The sequence below is a fragment of the Paraburkholderia sp. J8-2 genome (genome assembly GCF_905220195.1).
GTDB lineage: Bacteria > Pseudomonadota > Gammaproteobacteria > Burkholderiales > Burkholderiaceae > Paraburkholderia.
Map to the genome: position 1 here is coordinate 163,286 of NZ_CAJMZA010000014.1, position 18,156 is coordinate 181,441.

Sequence of the window (18,156 nt, forward strand, 5' to 3'; positions counted from 1 at the left end):
GCTGGCGTTAGCGTATTGAGAAACGGCTGAAGCCTGGCTTCAGCCGTTTTTTTATGCCCGTACGCTGCGCGGCTGAGGCTGGGGTTGCCGCAAATGCACCGGCAGGCAACGCACGATCAGATGCAGCACCAGCGGAACGATGATTCCATCGTCGACGACACCGGCGAGCGGCAGCGCGATATTGAACGGGTCGAGCGCGTAGAGCGCGAGCAGCGCCGTGGCGGGCATGAGCCACACCGGGCGTTCTGGCTGGCGCAGCGCGTGCCACAGCACGCGTGCATCGCCCTTCACGACATTCCAAAGCAACGCGATACGTTTCATCTGCTTCCTCCTTGCGGCTGGTGCAACTTGTGCGGCCTGAGCGCTCGCCGCCTCAATGCTGCTCGTGGCCCGGTGCATCCGAGCGCGACGTTCTGATCACGAGCCCATCCGGCGCAAAATGGGCGTTGAACATGCCGTCCCCCGCCACGCCGCCTTCGGCCCAGTGCCAGCTCCACACTTCCTCGTGGCTCAGCGCGTATTTTGCTACCGTGGCCGGCTTGCCGAGCAGGCGGCGCACTTCGTCCTGCGTCATGCCCGGCACGACCTGAGCGATATTTTGCGCCGTAAGCGCCTGGGTCATCGCCACGAGTTTGCCGTTCGCGTCGAAGTCGAGCATCCACGTGGTGAGGCCGTTTGGCCCGCGCGGGTATTCCAGGCGCTGCGCGCCGTCGTCGTCTTCCCAGACCATTTCGGGCTTGCCCGCTTGCTGGCGTACGTCTTCGACGGTCGACACGCCAATACGCAGGCCGCCGAACGCCATCGAATCGGGTTTGATCGCGTTGACGGCGTCGGCGACCTTTTGCTGGTCGCACGCCGCGAGCAGCGTGGCGCTGACAGCGATCAAGGTCGCGGCAATCCAGGGTTTTCGTGTCATATCCATCTAACCTTGCTGCTCAAACCTAACGGGAAGTGATTGGGACAACGCGGGCGTTGCAATGTTCGCCACCGCGCCGCGCTGAGAGCCACGGTGCATTGCCAACGCCGCTTCGCGCTCGGGTTCCGTGAGCATGCGCTTGACGAAGATGGCCTCCATGGCGTCCACCGCGCGTGGCGTGCGGAAAATCTCCTCATCGGCAACGCCGCGCGAGCGCAGTTCGCCGCCGAACGGGCTGAACTTCATGACGAGCCGGCTCAGGTCAAAGCGCGCGTCTATCCAGCCTAGATACCAGTGCCACTGCGTGTAGTACCACCAACTGCGCTCATTGAACGCGCGCACGTGCGTGGGATCCTGCCACGCGCCATACGACAGGTCGTAGGGAACGAACACGCGCAGGGTGCCGCCCTCGCGAAGCAGTTCGAGGCAATGCGTCATGAAGCGCGTGAGAGCCGGGACATGTTCGAGCACGTCTATCGCCTCGATCTCGTCGAACTGCCCCACTTCGAGCCGGATCAAGCCATATCTGGGGCTGAAAAAGATCGACTTCAAGCCTGCCGGGTCCGCAAGATCGCCGAGGAGGTCAGGCTGCCATTTCGGGTCGATGTCGATATTCAGTCGCTCGGGGTCGTAAGACTTGCCGCTGCCAAGATTGATGCGGCGCGGCACCGGTAGCGAGAGCTTCGGCAGCAGCGCGGCGAGAATCGCGGCCTGATCGCGGCGGGCAAAAATCTCGAAGCCGCGCTGCTCGACCGCGTGGCGGCGCGCGTCGTCTTTTGCCAGCGCGACGCAAGTCTGCACCAGGTCATCGTAGGGAACCGCGACGACGGCTTCGCGCAGATCGTCTGCAATTTCGGTGTCCGGCTCGCACTCGCTCACCACCGCCTTGCGATTGGCAAGCAACCAGGACGTGCGGACGACTTCGTGAATCTTGTCGTCGTAATAGTGGACGTTGAGCACGATCTTGCTGCGCGCGATCCACCGGTCGCGCTCGTCGCCGTAGACGCCTTGCAAATGCTGCACGACGAGGCCCGACGCGCGCAGCGCCTCGAGAATCTTGTGCCTGCGCTCATTGAGCATGCCGTAGAACAGCACGTCGACGTCCTGTTCCGGCCGCGCCTGAATACGGGTGAGTTGCGGCACGTAGCCGGGCGTGAGCACGTGCACATGCGCATTGCCCGTGAGTTCGCGAATGCGCTCGACATTCGAGGGCGAATAGTCGAGCACCGGATGACGCCGCAGCATCTCGACGTAGTGCGGGATCCTGGCAGGCCAGCCGGCGCGCATCTGCTCGAGATTGACGATGACGGTATTGGACGGCAGCACCGTGCCAGGCGCGAGCAGATGCGCGCCGAACACGAAGTTGATGCCATCGCCTGCGAGGAATTCGTTCTCGGCGGCGTCAACCTGCGTGCCGAGCGCCGCAAAAGCGGCCCTTAGCCCGAAGGCGTAGTCCTGGAAAGCGGCGCTGTGCGCGTAGCCCGCGGGCCGGGCCGTGACGATGCGCACACGCTCGAACATACGAGGGGGAACGGGAAGATTCTGCATCGGGATTGCCTCATCGGTGCGCCCGGATGGGACGCCACGAAGCGGCGATCTCGAAGTATCCAATGACGCAAGACCATGGTATTTGCGCCTCCCAGGCATTGGAATCGGATTTATCTCAAATCCTGACAGACCTGGCCTGTCACCCCCTACAGCTTCTGAGCCATCGCAAGCGTAAAAATACGCGCCCAGCGTTTCGCTTCACGCTCGCTTGGCATCGGCAGTTCCCAGAGCGGGCGCTGCGGGTCGACCACGCGCAGCGCCACGTGCCAGCCGTCGGCGCCGCGCGCCGGCTGCGCGCCTTGCAGGTCGGCAAAGATATACGCGCCATGCGCCCCGCCCTGCGTCAGTTCGCAAAAGCGCTTGCCCGCGGCGAGGCGCGCTTCGCCCCATGCGCCCGCTACGCGGTGCGTCCAGTCGCCTTCGCCGCGCACGTTGGGCGCGATGTCGCGCATACGGCGCCACCACCAGGCGATGAGCGCGACAAACAGCGCCGCGGCGATCACGGCTGCCCCCACGGCAACTCCCATGCCGAACTGCGCCGCAATGGCGTTGAAAGACCAGTACGCACCATAGACGAGCGCGGCGAAGGCAAACAGGACAACGATGATCGGCATGCGGATTTTCCAGGCGGTGGGGAGTCGTGCGAGGGCGAGGTGTCGGCGCGCCAATGCCGGCACGCCAGGACGAAACGCGGAGGGACGATCGGAACGGATCGCTGCGGAGCCCGCGCGCGCGGCGGGCCCCGCTTTTTACTGCGGTTTGCGGCGACTACTGCTGCGGATGCTGTGCGGCCCACTCTTTCACGGCGCGCAGCGTGTTCGCGACATGCTGGTCCGGCGAGAGGCTCGTGTATTCGTAGATGATCTTGCCGTCCGGCGCGATCACATAGGAAACGCGATTGGCCATCGATTCGTGCATCGGCATCGACGCGTCATACGACTTGATGATCTTCGAATCTTCGTCGGCGGCCACCGGGAACTTGCTGCGGCACTCGCTCACCGAGAACTTCGTGAGCGTGTCGATGTTGTCGTGCGAAACGCCGATCACGGTCGCGCCGTACTGCTTGTACTCATCGACCGCTTCGGCGAATTCGTGCGCTTCGATCGTGCAGCCCTTCGTGAACGCGGCCGGATAGAAGTACACCACCACCGGCCCCTTCTTCAACTCCGAAGCGAGCGAATAGGTGTAGGTCTTGCCACCCAGCGACGCCTGGGTCGTGAAGTCGGGCGCAGGGTCGCCCGGCTTGAGTGTTGCCTGTGCGGACAACGTAAAGAGCGCAAGCCCGGCGCAGACGAGCGCCGCGGCTCCCGCCGCAAAGAACCTCGGTTTCATGTCGAATGCCCTCGAGTTGAATCGCCACGCCGGCGCGCGTTTTGTGGGCGCTTTTGCCCATCACGCAATTCAGGCGCATGACGGCGCGCCCCCGGCGATGGCGATATTCAATCACACAATTGCGGCGCTCGCAGCGCGCACCGGCGCAAACCTTACAGCCTGTTTTCAACCCTCGGCGTAAGCCGTGAACCATGCGCCGGCCCACAGGTTCAGCTCACCGAGCAGCGGCGGCGTAAGCGCGGTGAACATGCCGCCCGCCTCGCGCGCGAGGCGCTGCGCGCCGTCGTGATCGCCGCGCTCGGCTGCGGTCGCGATGAGCAACAGGGTGCCGAGCTCGCCGCGATGACCGTCCACGGCCTCGACGATCTCGCGCGCAAGGCCCAGCCGATCGAGCGTGTTCTCGGGCGTCGAGCCCACCAGCACGTGCACGAGCGAGAAGATGCCGGTCATGAAGGCGGCATCGGCGAAGTCGGGGTCCTGCGGGTTCAGGCTGCGCGCGGCAAGCTCCATGAAGTGCGAGCGCGTACCGGCGAGTTGCACCAGCGGGTCCGAGCCCCAGGGCAGGTCGCGCCCGCTCGCGTAGAGCAGCAGTTGCGCCCAGCGCGCAATCTGGCGCGTGCCCGCCGCGAGCACCGCTTCGCGCAGCGACGAAATCGGCCGTCCGGGCGAATACGCGCTCGAATTGACGAGACGCAATAGTTGCACCACTACGCCCGGGTGGCTGCGCAGTTCGCGCTCGAGTTCGGCCGTGCCGACGTCGTTCGCCACGAGCGCGAGCAGGCGCACGAGCGCAAGGCGCGAAGCGCGCACGCGCGGCGCGCGCAGCACCTGCGGACGCGCAAAGAAGTAACCCTGGAAAAGCTCGAAGCCAAGCGACGAGGCCAGTTCGAAGTCCTCGCCGGTCTCGACCTTCTCGGCGATCAGCGTCTTGCCGTGCGCGGCGAGGTTCGCGACCAGTTCGGGCAGCGCCGCGCGCTCGGTCTGCATCAGGTCGACCTTGACGATGTCCGCGTAGGGCAACGCGCGCAGCAGGTTCTCCGTGATCTCGCTCACGTCGTCGAAGGCAATGCGGTAGCCCGCGCGGCGCAGTTGCGCGAGCCGCTCGAGAACCGCGGCGTCGAAGCGCACGTGTTCGAGCACCTCCAGCACGAAGCGGCCGGGCGGCAGCAGATGCACGATGTCGTCGAACAGCAGTTCGCGGCTGATGTTGACGTAGCCGTAGTGACGGCCGAGCACCGCGGGCACGCCGAGCTGGCCGATCGTACGCGTCATCACCTGGGCCGTGGCGAGCGCGTCGTCGTCGACATCCGCGCGGTTCTGCGCGCCGCCGCGAAACAGCAGCTCATAGGCATTGAGCGCGCCATTGCGATCGAGAATGGGCTGCCGGCCGAGATAGACGAACGGCTGGACGGCGCCCGAACCCGCGCCGGGCGCCGCCTGCGACTGCGGGCGAGACGGCGGCACCGACAACGCCTCAGGCGATGGCGCGGGCGCGGCGTCGGGCTGCGGGCCGGTGGATGACCCGGGCGTAAGGCCGGGTTGTGAAGCTGACGGCATAGACGGCGCGGAACCAGGGGTGCCCCTGTCCGCATCGTCTCGCACAGCCTCGCTTGCCCGCGCGGCAAACGCTGACGATGAATCGGACATGGCGGATGACTCGTACGGATGGAATAGCCGGTATTGGCCGCCGACGCGCCGGGCCGCCCCTGCGGCCGGCAAGACGGGCGCTTTACGCGCGCCGACCCATCGCGCATGGCGAATGGCGTCTCGACCGGCGCCACTTTAACCGAATCTGGACGCCGCCGCACCGCTCTGCCGTCACCTTTATGCGTTAGGTGTTTTTTCGGTCGCAGCGGCTAAAGATTTCTCGTCCGAGGTCGATAACTTGCTCTGATGGGCGGCTTCAGCCGGATACGGAAACCGGCAAGGACGCCACAGACAAACAAAGGGTTGCCAGCGACAGACATGGAAGCGAACAGGATCTCCGCGCCCCGCCAGGGCTGGTTGCGCACGGTCATCGACCGGCTCTATGCGCTTGCCGGCCTCAAGGGCATTGCCGGCGACCCGCCCATGCCTGGCGAAGCGAACGCGGCGCACGAAGCGCGCGCACAGCGCGCAGCGGAGCCGGCGCACAACGAAGGCGCCGCACCGCTCGTGCCGCCTTCGCTCCCCGCAGCCGCATCGAACTACGCCGACGCCGTTTCGCTCTCGTTCGAGAACACGGCAGCCGCCGTGGACTTCCTCGTGCACGTGGACTCGCGGCTCCACTTTCTCTACGTTTCCGACGCAAGCCTGCGCTTTGCGGGTTATCACCGCGAGTTCCTGCTCGGCGCGACGCTTGCCGACATCGTCACGCCCGAGCATCACGCGCGCCTCGAAGCGCTCTTCGCGCGCGCTGCGCACAGCGGCGCGGTCGAAAAAGACACGATCGATCTCGTCAAGGCGCTCACCTACCCGCTTCCCGTGGAGCTGCGCGTGCAGCGCGCCCAGTATGGCGAGACGACGGGCTTCGCCGTGGCAGGCTTCGACGTCTCCGGCTGGCAAGGCACCGAGGCCGCGCTGACCCACGCGCTCCACCACGATCCGCTCACCGGCCTGCCCAACCAGACCGCGCTCGCGCCCGCGTTGCAGCGCGCCCAGGCCGACGCGGACCATTTCGGCGTGCCGGTCGCGCTCCTGCTGCTCGACCTCGACGACTATCAGCGCGTGAACCGCGCGCTCGGCTACGACGCCGGCGACGAACTGCTGCGCGAGACCGCGCGGCGCCTGACCCACCTCGCGCTGCAAGGCGAAATGATCGCGCGCATCGGCAGCGACGAATTCGCCATTTTGATCACGCCGCAACGTCACGCCGCGCCCGACGAAGTGCGCGCCGCCGCCGAAGCGCTCGGCCGGCGCCTGCTCACCTCGATCCTGCAGCCGTACTCGTTTCGCAACCAGCCCGTGCACCTTTCGGCGAGCATCGGCATTGCGTTCCATCCGGACCAGCGGCCGGATGCGTCGGGCGCGAGCTATACGGATAACCGCACCGACAACAGCGCCGACGCCAGCGCCGACACCACGCCGCTCATCCGCCGCGCGGACCAGGCGCTCCAGCAGGCCAAGGCCATCGGCGGCAACACGCTCACGTTGCACGTACCCGTCGACGACCCCACCGACGCCATGCGCCTGAAGCTGGAGTCGGACCTCTACGACGGTGTTCGCAACGGCGAATTCTCGCTACACTTCCAGCCCATCACGAGCAGCGCGTCGCGCGGCGTGGTCGGCGTGGAGGCATTGATCCGCTGGCAACATCCATTGCACGGTCTCGTGCCGCCTTCAACATTTATTCCTCTTGCGGAATCCGTCGGCCTGATTAATTATCTCGGCAATTGGGTTTTGAAGGCTGCCTGTATGCAACTGACCCAATGGGACGAGCAAGGCATCGAGCTGCAGTACGTTGCAGTCAATGTCTCGCCCCAGCAGTTCCGCAATCCGCGTTTCAGGGAAAGTGTCGAGGAGGCGATCGAGCTCACCGGCGTCGATCCGCGCAGGCTCGTGTTCGAGATCACCGAAAGCCTGCTCATGCACGATCCGCAGCACGCGAAAACGCTGCTCGAAGAACTGACCTCGCTTGGCATTCGCTTCGCGGTGGACGACTTCGGCACGGGCTATTCGAGTCTTGCGTACCTGCAGCGCTTCCCGCTTTCGAAGCTGAAGATCGATCGAAGCTTCGTGGAGAACCTCATCACTTCGCGCAACGATCAGGCGATCGTGAACGCGGTGGTGGGGCTCGCGCGTACGCTCGATCTCGAGCTCGTGGCCGAGGGCGTGGAAACGGAGGCGCAGCGCGAGCTGCTGACGAACATGGGTTGCGAGCATATCCAGGGATGGCTCGTCTGCAAGGCGCTGCCTTCAGAAGAATTGCAGCAGCGCTTCGTTTCGGGTGCGTTGCACGTGCACGAGGTGCAATGATGCGGGCATCGCAAACAGCAGGGCTTTCGCGAAATTGACATGGTTCAGATGGTAAAGGCCGTCCTGCTAGACCGCTTGTGGGCCCGCATGAATGAACGCGGGGACTTCCCCTTGCTGTCGCAATCGCTGCGCACCACGGTCGCGGCGATGACGAACGACGACTACGATTTCAGCGCGCTCGTGAAGGTCGTGCTCTCGGATTTCGCGCTCACGCAGAAAGTGCTGCGGCTCGCGAATTCGGCCATGTACATGGCGTTCGGCGGCAACATCACGACCGTCACGCGCGCGCTGATGGTCCTCGGCATGGACGCGGTCGGCCATCTCGTCGTCGGCCTGAAGATCGTCGATCACTTTCACCACAGCGCCCCGCGCCGTATCGACGCCAAGCTCGAACTGAACCGCACCATGCTCTCCGGCTGCGTCGCGCGCAAGCTCACCGAGCACGGCGACCTGCGCGCAGGCGAAGAAGCCGTGGTCTGCACGCTCATGCGCCAGGTGGGCAAGCTGCTCGTGGTGTTTTATCTCGAACCCGAGTGGGACCAGATTCGCCGCGAAATCGACGAAGGCTCGAGCGACGACGAAGCGTGCCTCGCGGTGCTCGGCGTGACCTTCGAAGAACTCGGCCTCGAAGCCGCCTCGCGCTGGCGCCTGCCCGACACGATCCGTGCGGGCATGCGCCAGTACGACCCGGCCGACAAGGAGCCGCGCGACGTGCAATGGCTGCGCGCCATCACCAACTATTCGACCGAAGTCGCACGCGTGCTGACCACGGCGGGCCTCTCCGACGAAATGCGCGAGACGCACATCGCCGAGCTCGCGCAGCACTATGGCCGCGCGCTGTCGACCGACGCGGACGTGCTCGTGCAGATGAGCCTCGCGCTCGCGCGCGAGGAGGCTGAAGACGGCGTCATGCGCGAGATCGTCGAATTGCGCGCCAACGCCGACGCCATTGCACGCGAGGCGCTCGATCCCGAGGCGCGCATCGCAGCCGGTGTCGAGGACCTGCGCTCGCTCCCCGCCGATAGCCCGCTCAGCACCGCCCTCACGCTCGCGACCGAAACCGTACTCGCGGGGCTCGGTTTCGCACGCAGCGTGGTGTTCGTGCGCCAGGGCGCGAACAAGTTCGAGGCGCAGCACGGCTTTGGCGCACACATGGGCGACGTGCTGCCCAAGCTCTCGTTTTCCGCCGCGTTCCAGCCCGACGTGTTTCACCTCGCCATCGCGAACAAGGTGGGCATCTTTATCGAAAATGCGCGCGACGCGAAGATTCTCGCGCGCCTGCCCGGCTGGTATCGCTCGAGCTTCGACGACACGCGCGCGTTCGTCCTGCTGCCTGTGGGCGCGCCCGGCGTCGAGCCCGTTGCGTTGATGTACGGCGACTGGCTCATGAGCCAGGAGCCGCGCCGCATCTCACAGAAAGAGATGAGCGCGTTGAACGATCTCGCGCAGCAACTCGCGCGCTTTTTCACGCACGCTCCGCAGGCCGTTTGAGTTTGCACTGAGCGCGGCGCCGCATGCTCGCGCGGCACCGCCCTCCTCCTTCTTCAGTCCTCGATCCTCTCCAGCCCCTCGTCTTGCGCGTCGCGGCCGGACGTGCCCGCCCATTCCGCAGCGCTCAGCGAGATGGCCGCAGCAGTGGCCGCGTCGAGCGGCGCGAGTTCCGCGCACAGCGCGTCCACACGGGTCCAGTCCGCACGCTCGAGCGCCTCGGAAAGTTCGAGCAGCCGCCCGAGCGCGCCCTCGCGCTTCACGATCGCCGTGCGAATCGGCTTGGCCAGCGTGAGCACTTCGAGCGTGCTTTCGAGCGGACCGCCGAACACCGCCTCGACGAACGAGAACACGCCGACGAGAAACGCCGCGTCTTCTTCTTCGAGGTGCGCGTGGGCGAGCTGCGTCACGGCGATTTCCATGAAGCGCGCGCGCGTTGCCACGAGTTGCAGCAGCGGGTCGTCTTCTGCGGCGATCTTGCGGCCGTCCGCGTAGAGCAGCAATTGCGTCCAGCGCGCGATGGCGTTCGTGCCGGTCGCGTTGATCGCCTCGCGCAGCGTCGTCACCTTGCGCCCGATGTTCATGCTGCCCGAGTTGGCAAGCCGCATCAGATGCATCACGAGCACGGGGTTCAGTTTCAGCTCCGCTTCGAGCTGCGCGACGGTCGGTTCGGCCGCCAGCAGATGCAGCAGGTTCAGCAGCGCCTGGCGCGGCGCGCTCGAGCGGCGCGCGCCGCCGTGCGGCTTCGCGAAGAAGTAGCCCTGGAAGCGGTCGAAGCCAAGGTCGTGCGCGCGCTGGTAGTCTTCCTGGGTCTCGACGCCCATGGCCACCAGCAGCTTGCCCGCCGCCTTCATCACGCTCGCGAATTTCGGCAGCACCGTGGGCGCGATCTCGCGAATATCGATCTTGATGGCGTCCACGTACGGCAGCAGTTTCGCGAGCGACTCATCCGCCTTCGACACATGGTCGAGCGCGAAGCGGTAACGCCGACGGTGCAACTCGACGAGCCGCGCGATCAAATCCGCGTCTGCGCCGATGTTCACGGGCAACTCGAGCACGACGCGCTCGGGGCTCACGCGCTGCAAACTCTCGTGAAAAAGCGCGTCGCGCGTCATGTCGAGCCAGGCCGGATGGCCCGCGAGCGAGGCGCGCAAACCGGGCGCGGCAATGCTTTTCAGAAGCGCGGTGCTCGTGGCGAAAGGCTTGGGCGTCATGCCCGAGGCGAGGTCTTTGGCAGCCGCTTCGGCCTCTTGCTCGATCTCGGCGCTTTCGCGCCGGTCCACGAGGCGTGGCAGCGTCTCGAACGCGCATAAGAGGCCGTCGCGGTCGAGCATCGGCTGGCGTGCGAAATACACTTCGATGGGCGGGCCGGCGTATTCCGGCGACTGTGTGCTGCCTGCGACTCCTGACATCTGCGGCCGGTCTGCGGCGTTGAAGCTCATGGGTCCCCCGCGCGGCGCCGCGCGCATGGCGGCATCCTGGTCTTGTTTCTTGGCATGCCGCAACCGTTTGACCTCGCTGCGGACGCGGCACTTTCTTATCGCGATTTTATCCTGGCAAGTAAGACGCGGAAATGAAGTTCTTCTCGTTCGGAGGGATATTTTTGCGGGTTTTGCAGTGCAATAGCAATTGCCGGCCCAGGTTCGCCCTTCAAGGTCCGAACAACTTAATACGCAATCCGAAACAAAATCACAAAAAAAAACGACCGGCTGGATTGTCGTCCAGCCGGTCGGTCTATCGATACGGCTCGATTACTTGAGCACGACCTTCACGTCGAAGTACTTCGCGGCGATACGGTCGATCGTGCCGTCCGCCTTCAGGTCCTTGAGTGCGCCGTTCAGCGCGGCCTTGAGCGCCGGATCGTTCTTGCGCACGCCGTAGCCTACGCCCTCGCCAAGCAGCCTGGCGTCCACGACCTGCGGGCCCGCGAACGCGAATGCCGCGCCCTGCGGCTTGTTCAGGAAGCCCTTGGAGGCGGCTTCGGCGTCCAGAAACGAGGCGTCGAGGCGGCCCGAAACCAGGTCCGCGTAGATCTGGTCCTGCGTCGGGTACGGCACGACGTCCACGCCAGCGGGCGCCCACTTCGCCTTCGCGTAGGTTTCCTGGATCGTGCCCTGGAGCACGCCCACGTGCTTGCCCTTGAGCGACTCGGGCGTGGGCTGCAGCGCGCTGCCCTTCTTCGCGATCATCTGGTTCGGAATCGCGTAGATCGGGTCGGTGAAGTCGATGGCCTGGCGGCGCTGGTCCGTGATCGACATGTCGGAATTGATCGCGGCGAATTTGCGCGCCTGCAGCGCCGGAATCAGGCCGTCGAACGAGTTTTCCACCCACACGCACTTTGCGTTGAGCTTCGCGCAGACGGCATTGCCCACGTCGATATCGAAGCCCTGCAGTTCGCCCGCGGGCGACTTCGATTCGAACGGCGCGTACGACGCCTCCACGCCAAAGCGGATTTCCTTGATATCGGCGGCGTGTGCGGCACCTGCCGCGCCTGCCGTCATGGCGGCTGCGCAGAATGCGAGCGATGCCAGCTTGTTCCAGTTCGTCTTCATCAGTGTCTCTTTCCAGTCAGATTGGGTGCGCCGGCTGTGCCCGTTCAGGCGGCTTCGTGGTTCGATTTGCCGCTAAAAGACGGCTTCCCGGCGCCGGCACAGGATCGCTGCGCCAATATCACGGCTCAATGACGCGCACCGCGTGTGGTGCGCCGCAGCAACCGCGAGGGCGCGATTGTACCGCGACGGCGCCTGCGCCCCGCCGCGCGGGCAGCACGCGGCGCGTGGCGCTTCCAACTGCGGCGCCACGCCGACGCGGTGCGTTCGAACATGCAAGTGGATGTCGTGGGTGCGCAAGCGTGCGAAGGCGTGCGTTTGCGGCAAGCGCTCAGGCGAGCGCGGCGAGCGTCTCCCGAGTGGTATCGACGACGAGCAGGCCTGCGCGCAAGCCCGGCTTCACGCCCGGATTCGGAAACACGATGCGCTCTTCGTCGTGCTGCACCACGTAGCGGTATGCGCCGTCTTCGGCCAGCACCTCGCCACGCTGAAACGGGGTGAAGTTGGGCACGTCGGCGGCCACGTTGAGCTTGAGCGCGTCGCTCTGCTTCGTGATCTGGCCGATCACCGTGAAGATGCGCGGCATCTGCGCGCCTTTCGGCAACGACAATTCGCCCGCCACGAGACGGCGCACGGCGGCGTCGGCACCGGCGAAGCGAGCGAGGTCGTTCTCACCGAAGGGACGCACCTTGCCGAGTTCGAGCGTACAGGCAAGCGCGCCGCACGTTTCGGCAGTAAACGACGACAACGTCGCGCCCTTCTCGGTGTGAATCAACACGGCCGCGATGCGCGCGTCGGCGAGCCATTCGAGCATCGCGCGCGCGGGCCGCTCGCCCGTGTGCGGCAACAGCGCGAACTGCTCGAACGCCGAGGCGCGGATCGCCGTATGCATGTCGAGATGCCAGCGCGCGAATGGCGCATCGGCGGCAGCTGGGGCCTTCGCGAAGAAACGCTGCGCCGCCGCTTCGAGCGCCACGGCGCGCGGCGCCTCGCGGCTTGCCGGCACACGTGCGTGGCGGCCGCCGAACAGGCGGTTGAGATCGTCGTCGAGATAGCGCTCGCCAGCGCGCATTGCCGCTGCGTTGCCGAGCACCGCGAGCACACGGCAGGCCAGCGGCACGCGGCCCGCCGCGATGTCGGCCACGAGTTGCGAGAGCAGTTCGATCGGCGCGGTCTCATCGCCGTGCACGCCCGCCGAAAGCAGCACGCTGCGCGTCGTCTCGTCGACGTGCGCCGGCTCCAGCTCCAGCACGCCTTCTTCGAGCCATTGCCAGCGCACGCCGTCCGCGCATTCGCCGCGCGCCGCCTCGGGCGTGGCCGGGCGCGTACCGGCCAGCGTGTACGCCAGAAAATCGGCGAGCGGGAGATCAGCGCTGGAAGTCATAGAGCGATCCGAGGCCGAGAATCTGCGTGAGTTCGTCGAGCGCCGTGCGCGACTCGACGAGCAGCGCCGGATCGGTCAGATCCTGCGGCGCGAGTCGGTCGCGATAGTGCCGCTCGATCCAGCCGTCGAGGCGCGTGAAGAGCGCGTCGTTCATCCAGACGCCCGGCGCCGTCGCCGCACGCTCTTCGTCGCTCAGGACCACGCGCAGACGCAGGCACGCCGGGCCGCCGCCGTTCTTCATGCTTTCGCGCAAATCGAACACGAGCACTTCGTCCACCGGTCCGCTGCTCGCGGCCAGTTCGTCGAGGTAGATCGCCACGTGCGGATTCTCGCGGCACTCCTGCGGCACGACGAGAATCTGCGTGCCGTCCGCCCGGCTCAGCAACTGGCTGTTAAAGAGGTACGACGACACCGCGTCGGCCACGCTCACGCGCGCTTCGGGCACTTCGATCACGTGGAACGGCGCGTCGTGCGCCGCGAGCTTCGTGCGCAGTTCGTCGTACACCGCCTTCTGGTCGACGAACGCGCGCTCGTGGCAAAACAGCGTGCTGCGGTTGCCCACGGCGATCACGTCGTTGTGGAACACGCCCGCGTCGATCACATCGGGGTTCTGCTGGGCGAACACGGTGCCGGCGTCGGTCAGGCCGTGGCGCTGCGCAATGGCGCGGCTCGCCTCGAACGTCTGCCGCGCCGGGAAGCGTTTGGGCTCCGGCCCGCGACGGTATTCGCTGCGTCCGTACACGAAGAACTCCACGCCGCGCTCGCCGTATTGCGCGCTAAAGCGCGTATGGTTGGCCGCGCCTTCGTCGCCGAGCGCGGGCGTGCCGGGCAGCGCCTCGTGCACGACGAAGTGCGACGGGTCCGCGAACACCGTGCCGAGCGTGCGGCGCGTGGCCTCGTGCTCGATCGCGCGATGCAGTTTGCTGCACAGATTGGCGGGCGTGAAATGGACGCGCCGGTTGGGCGTATCCGCCGAAGGGCTCACCGTGGCCGCATTGGCGGTCCACATGGCCGAGGCGGAGCTTGCCGCCGCGAGGAGTTCGGGCGCATCCTTCGCGGCGCGCGCGATCGCTTCGGCATCCTTACCGCCGAAGCCCAGTTCGCGCAGCAAGCGCATGGAGGGCCGTTCCTGCGGCGGCAGCACGCCTTGCGCGAAGCCCAGGTCGGCGAGCCGCTTCATCTTGCGCAAGCCCTGCTGCGCCGCGGCGCGCGGGTTCGCCACGGACTTCTCGTTGTTCTGCGAGGCGACGTTGCCGAACGACAGCCCGGCGTAGTTGTGCGTGGGGCCGACGAGTCCGTCGAAGTTGGCTTCAAGGGTTGTCATCGTCGTTCCTTAGAAGTGAAGACCCGGCGAAACGCTCGCGGGCATCTGCAATTGCGCGCTTTCTACCGAGGCCATCGGGTAGGCGCAGTAGTCGGCGGCGTAATACGCGCTCGGCCGGTGGTTGCCCGAGCGGCCCGCGCCGCCGAACGGTGCGCCGCTCGACGCGCCGTTGGTCGGCCGGTTCCAGTTCACCACACCCGCGCGGATTTCGCGCGTGAAGCGCTGCCACAGCGCTTCGTCGTCGGCGAGCAGGCCCGCCGAGAGACCATAGGCCGTATTGTTGGCCTGGGCGATCGCGTCGTCGAAACCCGCGTAGCGGGTGATCTGCGCGAGCGGCCCGAAGTGCTCCTCGTCGGGCAAATCGGCCACGCCGGTCACGTCGAGAATCGCCGGCGTCACGAAGCCGAGCGCCGGGTCGCGTTGCGTCATCGGCAGCAAGGCGCGTGCGCCGCGCTCGAGCAACTGCGCTTGCGCACTCATCAGTTTCGCGGCCGCGCGCGCCGAAATCACGGCGCCCATGAAGGGCTGCGGCTCGGCGTCGTACTCGCCCACCGTAATGCGCGAACTCACTTCGACGAAGCGCGCGAGGAAGCGCTCGCCGAATGCATCCACGGGCACGAGAATGCGGCGCGCGCACGTGCAGCGCTGCCCCGCCGAAAGAAACGCCGACTGGATCGCGTGATGCACGGCTGCGTCGATATCCTCGACCGGTGCGACGACGAGCGGATTATTGCCGCCCATCTCCAGCGCGAGCACGATCTCGGGCCGGCCGCCGAACTGACGATGCAGCAGCGTGCCGGTGTCGGAACTGCCCGTGAAGAAGAGCCCGTCGATCTGCTGGTGATTCGCCAGCGCAATGCCCGTGTCGCGCTCGCCCTGCACGAGATTGAGCACGCCCGCGGGCAAGCCGGCTTCGCGCCACAGCTCGACCGTTGCGCGCGCAACTTCCGGCGCAAGTTCCGAAGGCTTGAACACGACCGCGTTGCCCGCGATCAGCGCCGGCACGATATGACCGTTGGGCAGATGGCCCGGGAAGTTGTACGGACCGAACACGGCAACGACGCCATGCGGGCGATGACGCAGCACCGCCACGCCGTCGGCCATTTGTGCGCGTTTTTCACCGGTGCGCTCGCTGTAAGCGGTGATCGAAATCGCGACCTTCGCCGCCATCGACGCGGCTTCGGTGCGCGCTTCCCAAAGCGGCTTGCCCGTCTCGCGGCCAATGGCCTGAGCGAGCATTTCCTTCTTTTCGGTGACGAGCGCGGCGAAGCGCTTCACGATCTCGCAGCGCGCTTCGAGGGGCGTTTGCGACCATTCGGCAAATGCTCGGCGCGCGGCGCTGACGGCGCGATCGACATCTTGCGCGCTCGCGGCATTGCCGCTCCACACGGTCTCGCCGGTGCCGGGGTTGCGCGACGAAAACGCGGGGCCCGAGGCCGCGCACCATTGTCCATCGATATAAAGCTCGTTCATGGTCATCCTTGTGTCGACCAGCGCTAGCGCTTTAGCGCTTACGCGGGTCCCATGCAGGTTTATCGCTGTTGCTTCGCTGCGGGGCCGAGCACGCGCACCGGTTCACCCGCCGTGACATTCAGTGCCGCCGCTTCACTCGCGCTCAGTGTGAACACGCCGTCGTGCACGATGCCCGGCGCGAAGCCCACGCGAAAATCGCCCAGCGACGTATTCGAGACGAGCGAGCGCACGCCCTCTGGCGCATGCGCCTCGCCGATCTCGACCGGCACCACCACGCTGTCGCGCACCGTGCGCAGGTCGCCGATATGGCATTCGAGCACCGGGCCCGCGTCGAAGATATCGACGTGATTCTCGTAGCGCAGCCCTTCGGCTTCGAGCATGCGTCGCGCGGGAACCGTGTCGGCATGCGTGAGGCCGACGCACGCCTGCGCTTCCTCGGGCAGGAGTTCGACGTACACCGGGTATCTCGGCATCAACTCCGCGAGAAACGACTTGCGCCCGTGCGAACTGAGATAGTCGGCGGCGTTGAAATCGATCTGGTAGAAGTGCGAACCGACTGCACGCCAGAACGGCGACGTGCCTTGCGCGTCGAAATGGCCGCGCAATTCCGCGCACAGGCGCTCGGGAAAGCGCTCGCGAAACTGCGCGATGAACATGAAGCGCGAGCGCGAAAGCAGCCCGCCCACGCCACCCGTGCGATACCGCGGCGAAAGAAAGAGCGAACACACCTCGGCATAGCCCGTGAGATCGTGCGAGATATTGAGCGCGCGCATGCGCGTCCAGATGCCGAGTTCCTGGCTCGCGTGCACCACCGTGCTCACGCGGTAGTTGTAGAACGGCTGCTCCAGTCCCACGGCCGTTTCGATGCCGCACACACCGGCCACGTCGCCCGTTGCCGTGTCTTCCATCACGAAGAAGTAGCCGGCTTCGCGCAACTCGGCCTCGCCTGCGAGCGTGCGCCGTGCGCGCTCGATGCGCGCCTTGAGCGCTTCACGGTCCGGCTTGAAGGTGGTGAGGCCGGGCCCCGTTTCCTGGGCGAGCGCGACGAGCGCGTCCACGTCGCCCGTTTGCACGACGCGTACCACGATCATTGTGCGTCTCCCATGTATGCGTCCTCTGTTTGCGGGGTGGCGCGGTAAAGCGGCGCACAGCGCACCGGTTCGCCGTCCTGCACGCCGAGCGCGGCGCGCGCGGCGGCGTCGAGCGGCGCGAAGTGACGTTCACTCGTGCCTGCGCCCTTCTCGCGTTCGGGCAGCGTCGCGAGCACGCAACGGAACTCTCCCGCGCGTTGGCTCGCGACCAGATACGCCGCGCCCTCAGGATTCGATGCGAGCGCAACTTCGCGTACCGTGCGCGCCTCGCTTCCGGCGACCGAAGCCGTGCGATCCACCTGGGCGGTCAGCACCGGGCCCGCATCGAAAATATCGACGTAACGGTCCGGCTCGTAGCCCTCTTCCAGATGGATTTCGTAAGCGAGCAACGCGCTCGGGTCGGGCTCGCCGAGCACGCGCTGCGCAGGCTCGGGCAGCAGCGGCACATAGAGCGGGTAAGCCGGCATCACTTCGGCGATGAACGTGCGGCTGCGTCCACCCGAGGCCAGCTCGATGTCCTTGAAATCGCGCCCGAAGAACTTGCGCCCCACCGCTTCCCAGAACGGTGACGCGCCGTTTTCGTCGGTCACGCCGAGCAGCAGCGTGAACACTTCGGGCGTGAAGCGCCGACGGTTCATCGCGATGTACATCATGCGTGCGCGCGACATGAGATGTGCGGCCGCGTCGCCGCGCAGCGTTGGCTCGATATAAAAGCCCGCGAGACGGCTCTTGCCCGTGAGTTCATGCGACATCGTCAGCGCATGAATCTTGCGGTTCACGTGCAGCTCACGCGACGCATGAATGAGCGCATCGTTGCGAAACGCGTAGAACGGCTCGGCGTAGCCGGCCGCCGCCACGATGCTCGACGTGCCGACGAGCCGCCCGGTGGCGGAATCTTCGAGCACGAACAGATAGAACTCCTCACCGGGGAAGTCCACGTCCGCGCGAAACGAATCTTCGGAAAGCGCGATGCGCGCTTCGAGCGCCGCGCGGTCGTGCGGCAGCGAATGCAGCACCGGCTGCGCGGTGCGCGCCATGTGGGCGATCGCATCGAGATCGGAAAGCCTGGCGGGGCGAACGAATAGCATCGTCGGTCC

The 18,156-nt window shown here is 66.2% G+C and carries 15 protein-coding genes; 2 read left to right on the forward strand and 13 right to left on the reverse strand.

All coding sequences use genetic code 11. The features are described 5' to 3' along the window. Positions 1 to 51: 51 nt before the first annotated feature. From U5A52_RS26595 to U5A52_RS26620, 6 genes are all read right to left on the reverse strand, one after another. A complete protein-coding gene (locus U5A52_RS26595) occupies positions 52 to 321 on the reverse strand; it encodes a hypothetical protein (RefSeq protein ID WP_321936777.1) in 270 nt (89 codons plus the stop codon). A 52-nt stretch (positions 322 to 373) separates the two neighbouring features. After that, entirely contained in the window at positions 374 to 922 is a 549-nt protein-coding gene (gene bamE, locus U5A52_RS26600) for an outer membrane protein assembly factor BamE (protein ID WP_415774059.1), read from the reverse strand. Continuing rightward, a complete protein-coding gene (locus tag U5A52_RS26605; RefSeq protein WP_321936779.1) occupies positions 923 to 2,464 on the reverse strand; it encodes a hypothetical protein in 1,542 nt (513 codons plus the stop codon). Positions 2,465 to 2,610: 146 nt separating this feature from the next. Next, the gene (locus tag U5A52_RS26610; RefSeq protein ID WP_321936780.1) at positions 2,611 to 3,078 is read right to left on the reverse strand and encodes a hypothetical protein; all 468 of its coding nucleotides are present in this window, start codon (positions 3,076 to 3,078) and stop codon (positions 2,611 to 2,613) included. A 154-nt stretch (positions 3,079 to 3,232) separates the two neighbouring features. Then, the gene (locus tag U5A52_RS26615) at positions 3,233 to 3,796 is read right to left on the reverse strand and encodes a peroxiredoxin (protein ID WP_321914187.1); all 564 of its coding nucleotides are present in this window, start codon (positions 3,794 to 3,796) and stop codon (positions 3,233 to 3,235) included. A 165-nt stretch (positions 3,797 to 3,961) separates the two neighbouring features. Continuing rightward, positions 3,962 to 5,353 carry an EAL domain-containing protein gene (locus U5A52_RS26620; RefSeq protein WP_415774060.1) on the reverse strand — a complete coding sequence of 464 codons (1,392 nt, stop codon included), beginning with the start codon at positions 5,351 to 5,353 and terminating at the stop codon, positions 3,962 to 3,964. A 408-nt stretch (positions 5,354 to 5,761) separates the two neighbouring features. On the opposite strand from U5A52_RS26620, the gene U5A52_RS26625 reads away from it, so the two are divergent. Together U5A52_RS26625 and U5A52_RS26630 are read left to right on the forward strand one after the other, a co-directional pair. Beyond that, a complete protein-coding gene (locus U5A52_RS26625) occupies positions 5,762 to 7,750 on the forward strand; it encodes a GGDEF domain-containing protein (protein ID WP_321914184.1) in 1,989 nt (662 codons plus the stop codon). Positions 7,751 to 7,798: 48 nt separating this feature from the next. Then, the gene (locus tag U5A52_RS26630; protein WP_321914317.1) at positions 7,799 to 9,241 is read left to right on the forward strand and encodes an HDOD domain-containing protein; all 1,443 of its coding nucleotides are present in this window, start codon (positions 7,799 to 7,801) and stop codon (positions 9,239 to 9,241) included. Positions 9,242 to 9,294: 53 nt separating this feature from the next. Here the strand turns inward: U5A52_RS26630 and U5A52_RS26635 are convergent, their stop codons facing one another. The 7 genes from U5A52_RS26635 to aruF all read right to left on the reverse strand — a co-directional run bounded on the left by U5A52_RS26635 (position 9,295) and on the right by aruF (position 18,147). Continuing rightward, complete coding sequence (locus tag U5A52_RS26635) at positions 9,295 to 10,680, reverse strand: EAL and HDOD domain-containing protein (protein ID WP_321936781.1); 1,386 nt, start codon at positions 10,678 to 10,680, stop codon at positions 9,295 to 9,297. A 309-nt stretch (positions 10,681 to 10,989) separates the two neighbouring features. Next, positions 10,990 to 11,790, reverse strand: coding sequence for an ABC transporter substrate-binding protein (locus U5A52_RS26640; protein WP_321936782.1), 801 nt, complete (start codon positions 11,788 to 11,790; stop codon positions 10,990 to 10,992). Between the two features lie 328 nt (positions 11,791 to 12,118). Then, positions 12,119 to 13,171, reverse strand: a complete 1,053-nt coding sequence (gene astE, locus U5A52_RS26645; protein WP_321936783.1) for a succinylglutamate desuccinylase — start codon at positions 13,169 to 13,171, stop codon at positions 12,119 to 12,121. Next, complete coding sequence (gene astB, locus U5A52_RS26650) at positions 13,155 to 14,495, reverse strand: N-succinylarginine dihydrolase (protein WP_321936784.1); 1,341 nt, start codon at positions 14,493 to 14,495, stop codon at positions 13,155 to 13,157. Before astB ends, astE begins: the two co-directional genes overlap by 17 nt. A gap of 9 nt (positions 14,496 to 14,504) precedes the next feature. Next, positions 14,505 to 15,968 (reverse strand): succinylglutamate-semialdehyde dehydrogenase, encoded by a 1,464-nt coding sequence (gene astD, locus U5A52_RS26655; RefSeq protein WP_321936785.1) that lies wholly within the window; start codon positions 15,966 to 15,968, stop codon positions 14,505 to 14,507. 59 nt (positions 15,969 to 16,027) lie between these two features. After that, positions 16,028 to 17,059, reverse strand: coding sequence for an arginine N-succinyltransferase (astA, locus tag U5A52_RS26660; protein WP_321914178.1), 1,032 nt, complete (start codon positions 17,057 to 17,059; stop codon positions 16,028 to 16,030). After that, positions 17,056 to 18,147, reverse strand: a complete 1,092-nt coding sequence (gene aruF, locus U5A52_RS26665) for an arginine/ornithine succinyltransferase subunit alpha (RefSeq protein WP_321914177.1) — start codon at positions 18,145 to 18,147, stop codon at positions 17,056 to 17,058. The genes astA and aruF overlap by 4 nt, the downstream gene beginning before the upstream one ends. Between the last annotated feature and the right edge of the window lie 9 nt (positions 18,148 to 18,156).

Excerpts from the sequence above, each read along its gene's own strand:
- U5A52_RS26595 (WP_321936777.1), bottom strand. The coding sequence starts at position 321 with ATGAAACGTATCGCGTTGCTTTGGAATGTCGTGAAGGGCGATGCACGC.
- bamE (WP_415774059.1), bottom strand. The coding sequence starts at position 922 with ATGGATATGACACGAAAACCCTGGATTGCCGCGACCTTGATCGCTGTC.
- U5A52_RS26605 (WP_321936779.1), bottom strand. The coding sequence starts at position 2,464 with ATGCAGAATCTTCCCGTTCCCCCTCGTATGTTCGAGCGTGTGCGCATC.
- U5A52_RS26610 (WP_321936780.1), bottom strand. The coding sequence starts at position 3,078 with ATGCCGATCATCGTTGTCCTGTTTGCCTTCGCCGCGCTCGTCTATGGT.
- U5A52_RS26615 (WP_321914187.1), bottom strand. The coding sequence starts at position 3,796 with ATGAAACCGAGGTTCTTTGCGGCGGGAGCCGCGGCGCTCGTCTGCGCC.
- U5A52_RS26620 (WP_415774060.1), bottom strand. The coding sequence starts at position 5,353 with ATGCCGTCAGCTTCACAACCCGGCCTTACGCCCGGGTCATCCACCGGC.
- U5A52_RS26625 (WP_321914184.1), top strand. The coding sequence starts at position 5,762 with ATGGAAGCGAACAGGATCTCCGCGCCCCGCCAGGGCTGGTTGCGCACG.
- U5A52_RS26630 (WP_321914317.1), top strand. The coding sequence starts at position 7,799 with ATGGTAAAGGCCGTCCTGCTAGACCGCTTGTGGGCCCGCATGAATGAA.
- U5A52_RS26635 (WP_321936781.1), bottom strand. The coding sequence starts at position 10,680 with ATGAGCTTCAACGCCGCAGACCGGCCGCAGATGTCAGGAGTCGCAGGC.
- U5A52_RS26640 (WP_321936782.1), bottom strand. The coding sequence starts at position 11,790 with ATGAAGACGAACTGGAACAAGCTGGCATCGCTCGCATTCTGCGCAGCC.
- astE (WP_321936783.1), bottom strand. The coding sequence starts at position 13,171 with ATGACTTCCAGCGCTGATCTCCCGCTCGCCGATTTTCTGGCGTACACG.
- astB (WP_321936784.1), bottom strand. The coding sequence starts at position 14,495 with ATGACAACCCTTGAAGCCAACTTCGACGGACTCGTCGGCCCCACGCAC.
- astD (WP_321936785.1), bottom strand. The coding sequence starts at position 15,968 with ATGAACGAGCTTTATATCGATGGACAATGGTGCGCGGCCTCGGGCCCC.
- astA (WP_321914178.1), bottom strand. The coding sequence starts at position 17,059 with ATGATCGTGGTACGCGTCGTGCAAACGGGCGACGTGGACGCGCTCGTC.
- aruF (WP_321914177.1), bottom strand. The coding sequence starts at position 18,147 with ATGCTATTCGTTCGCCCCGCCAGGCTTTCCGATCTCGATGCGATCGCC.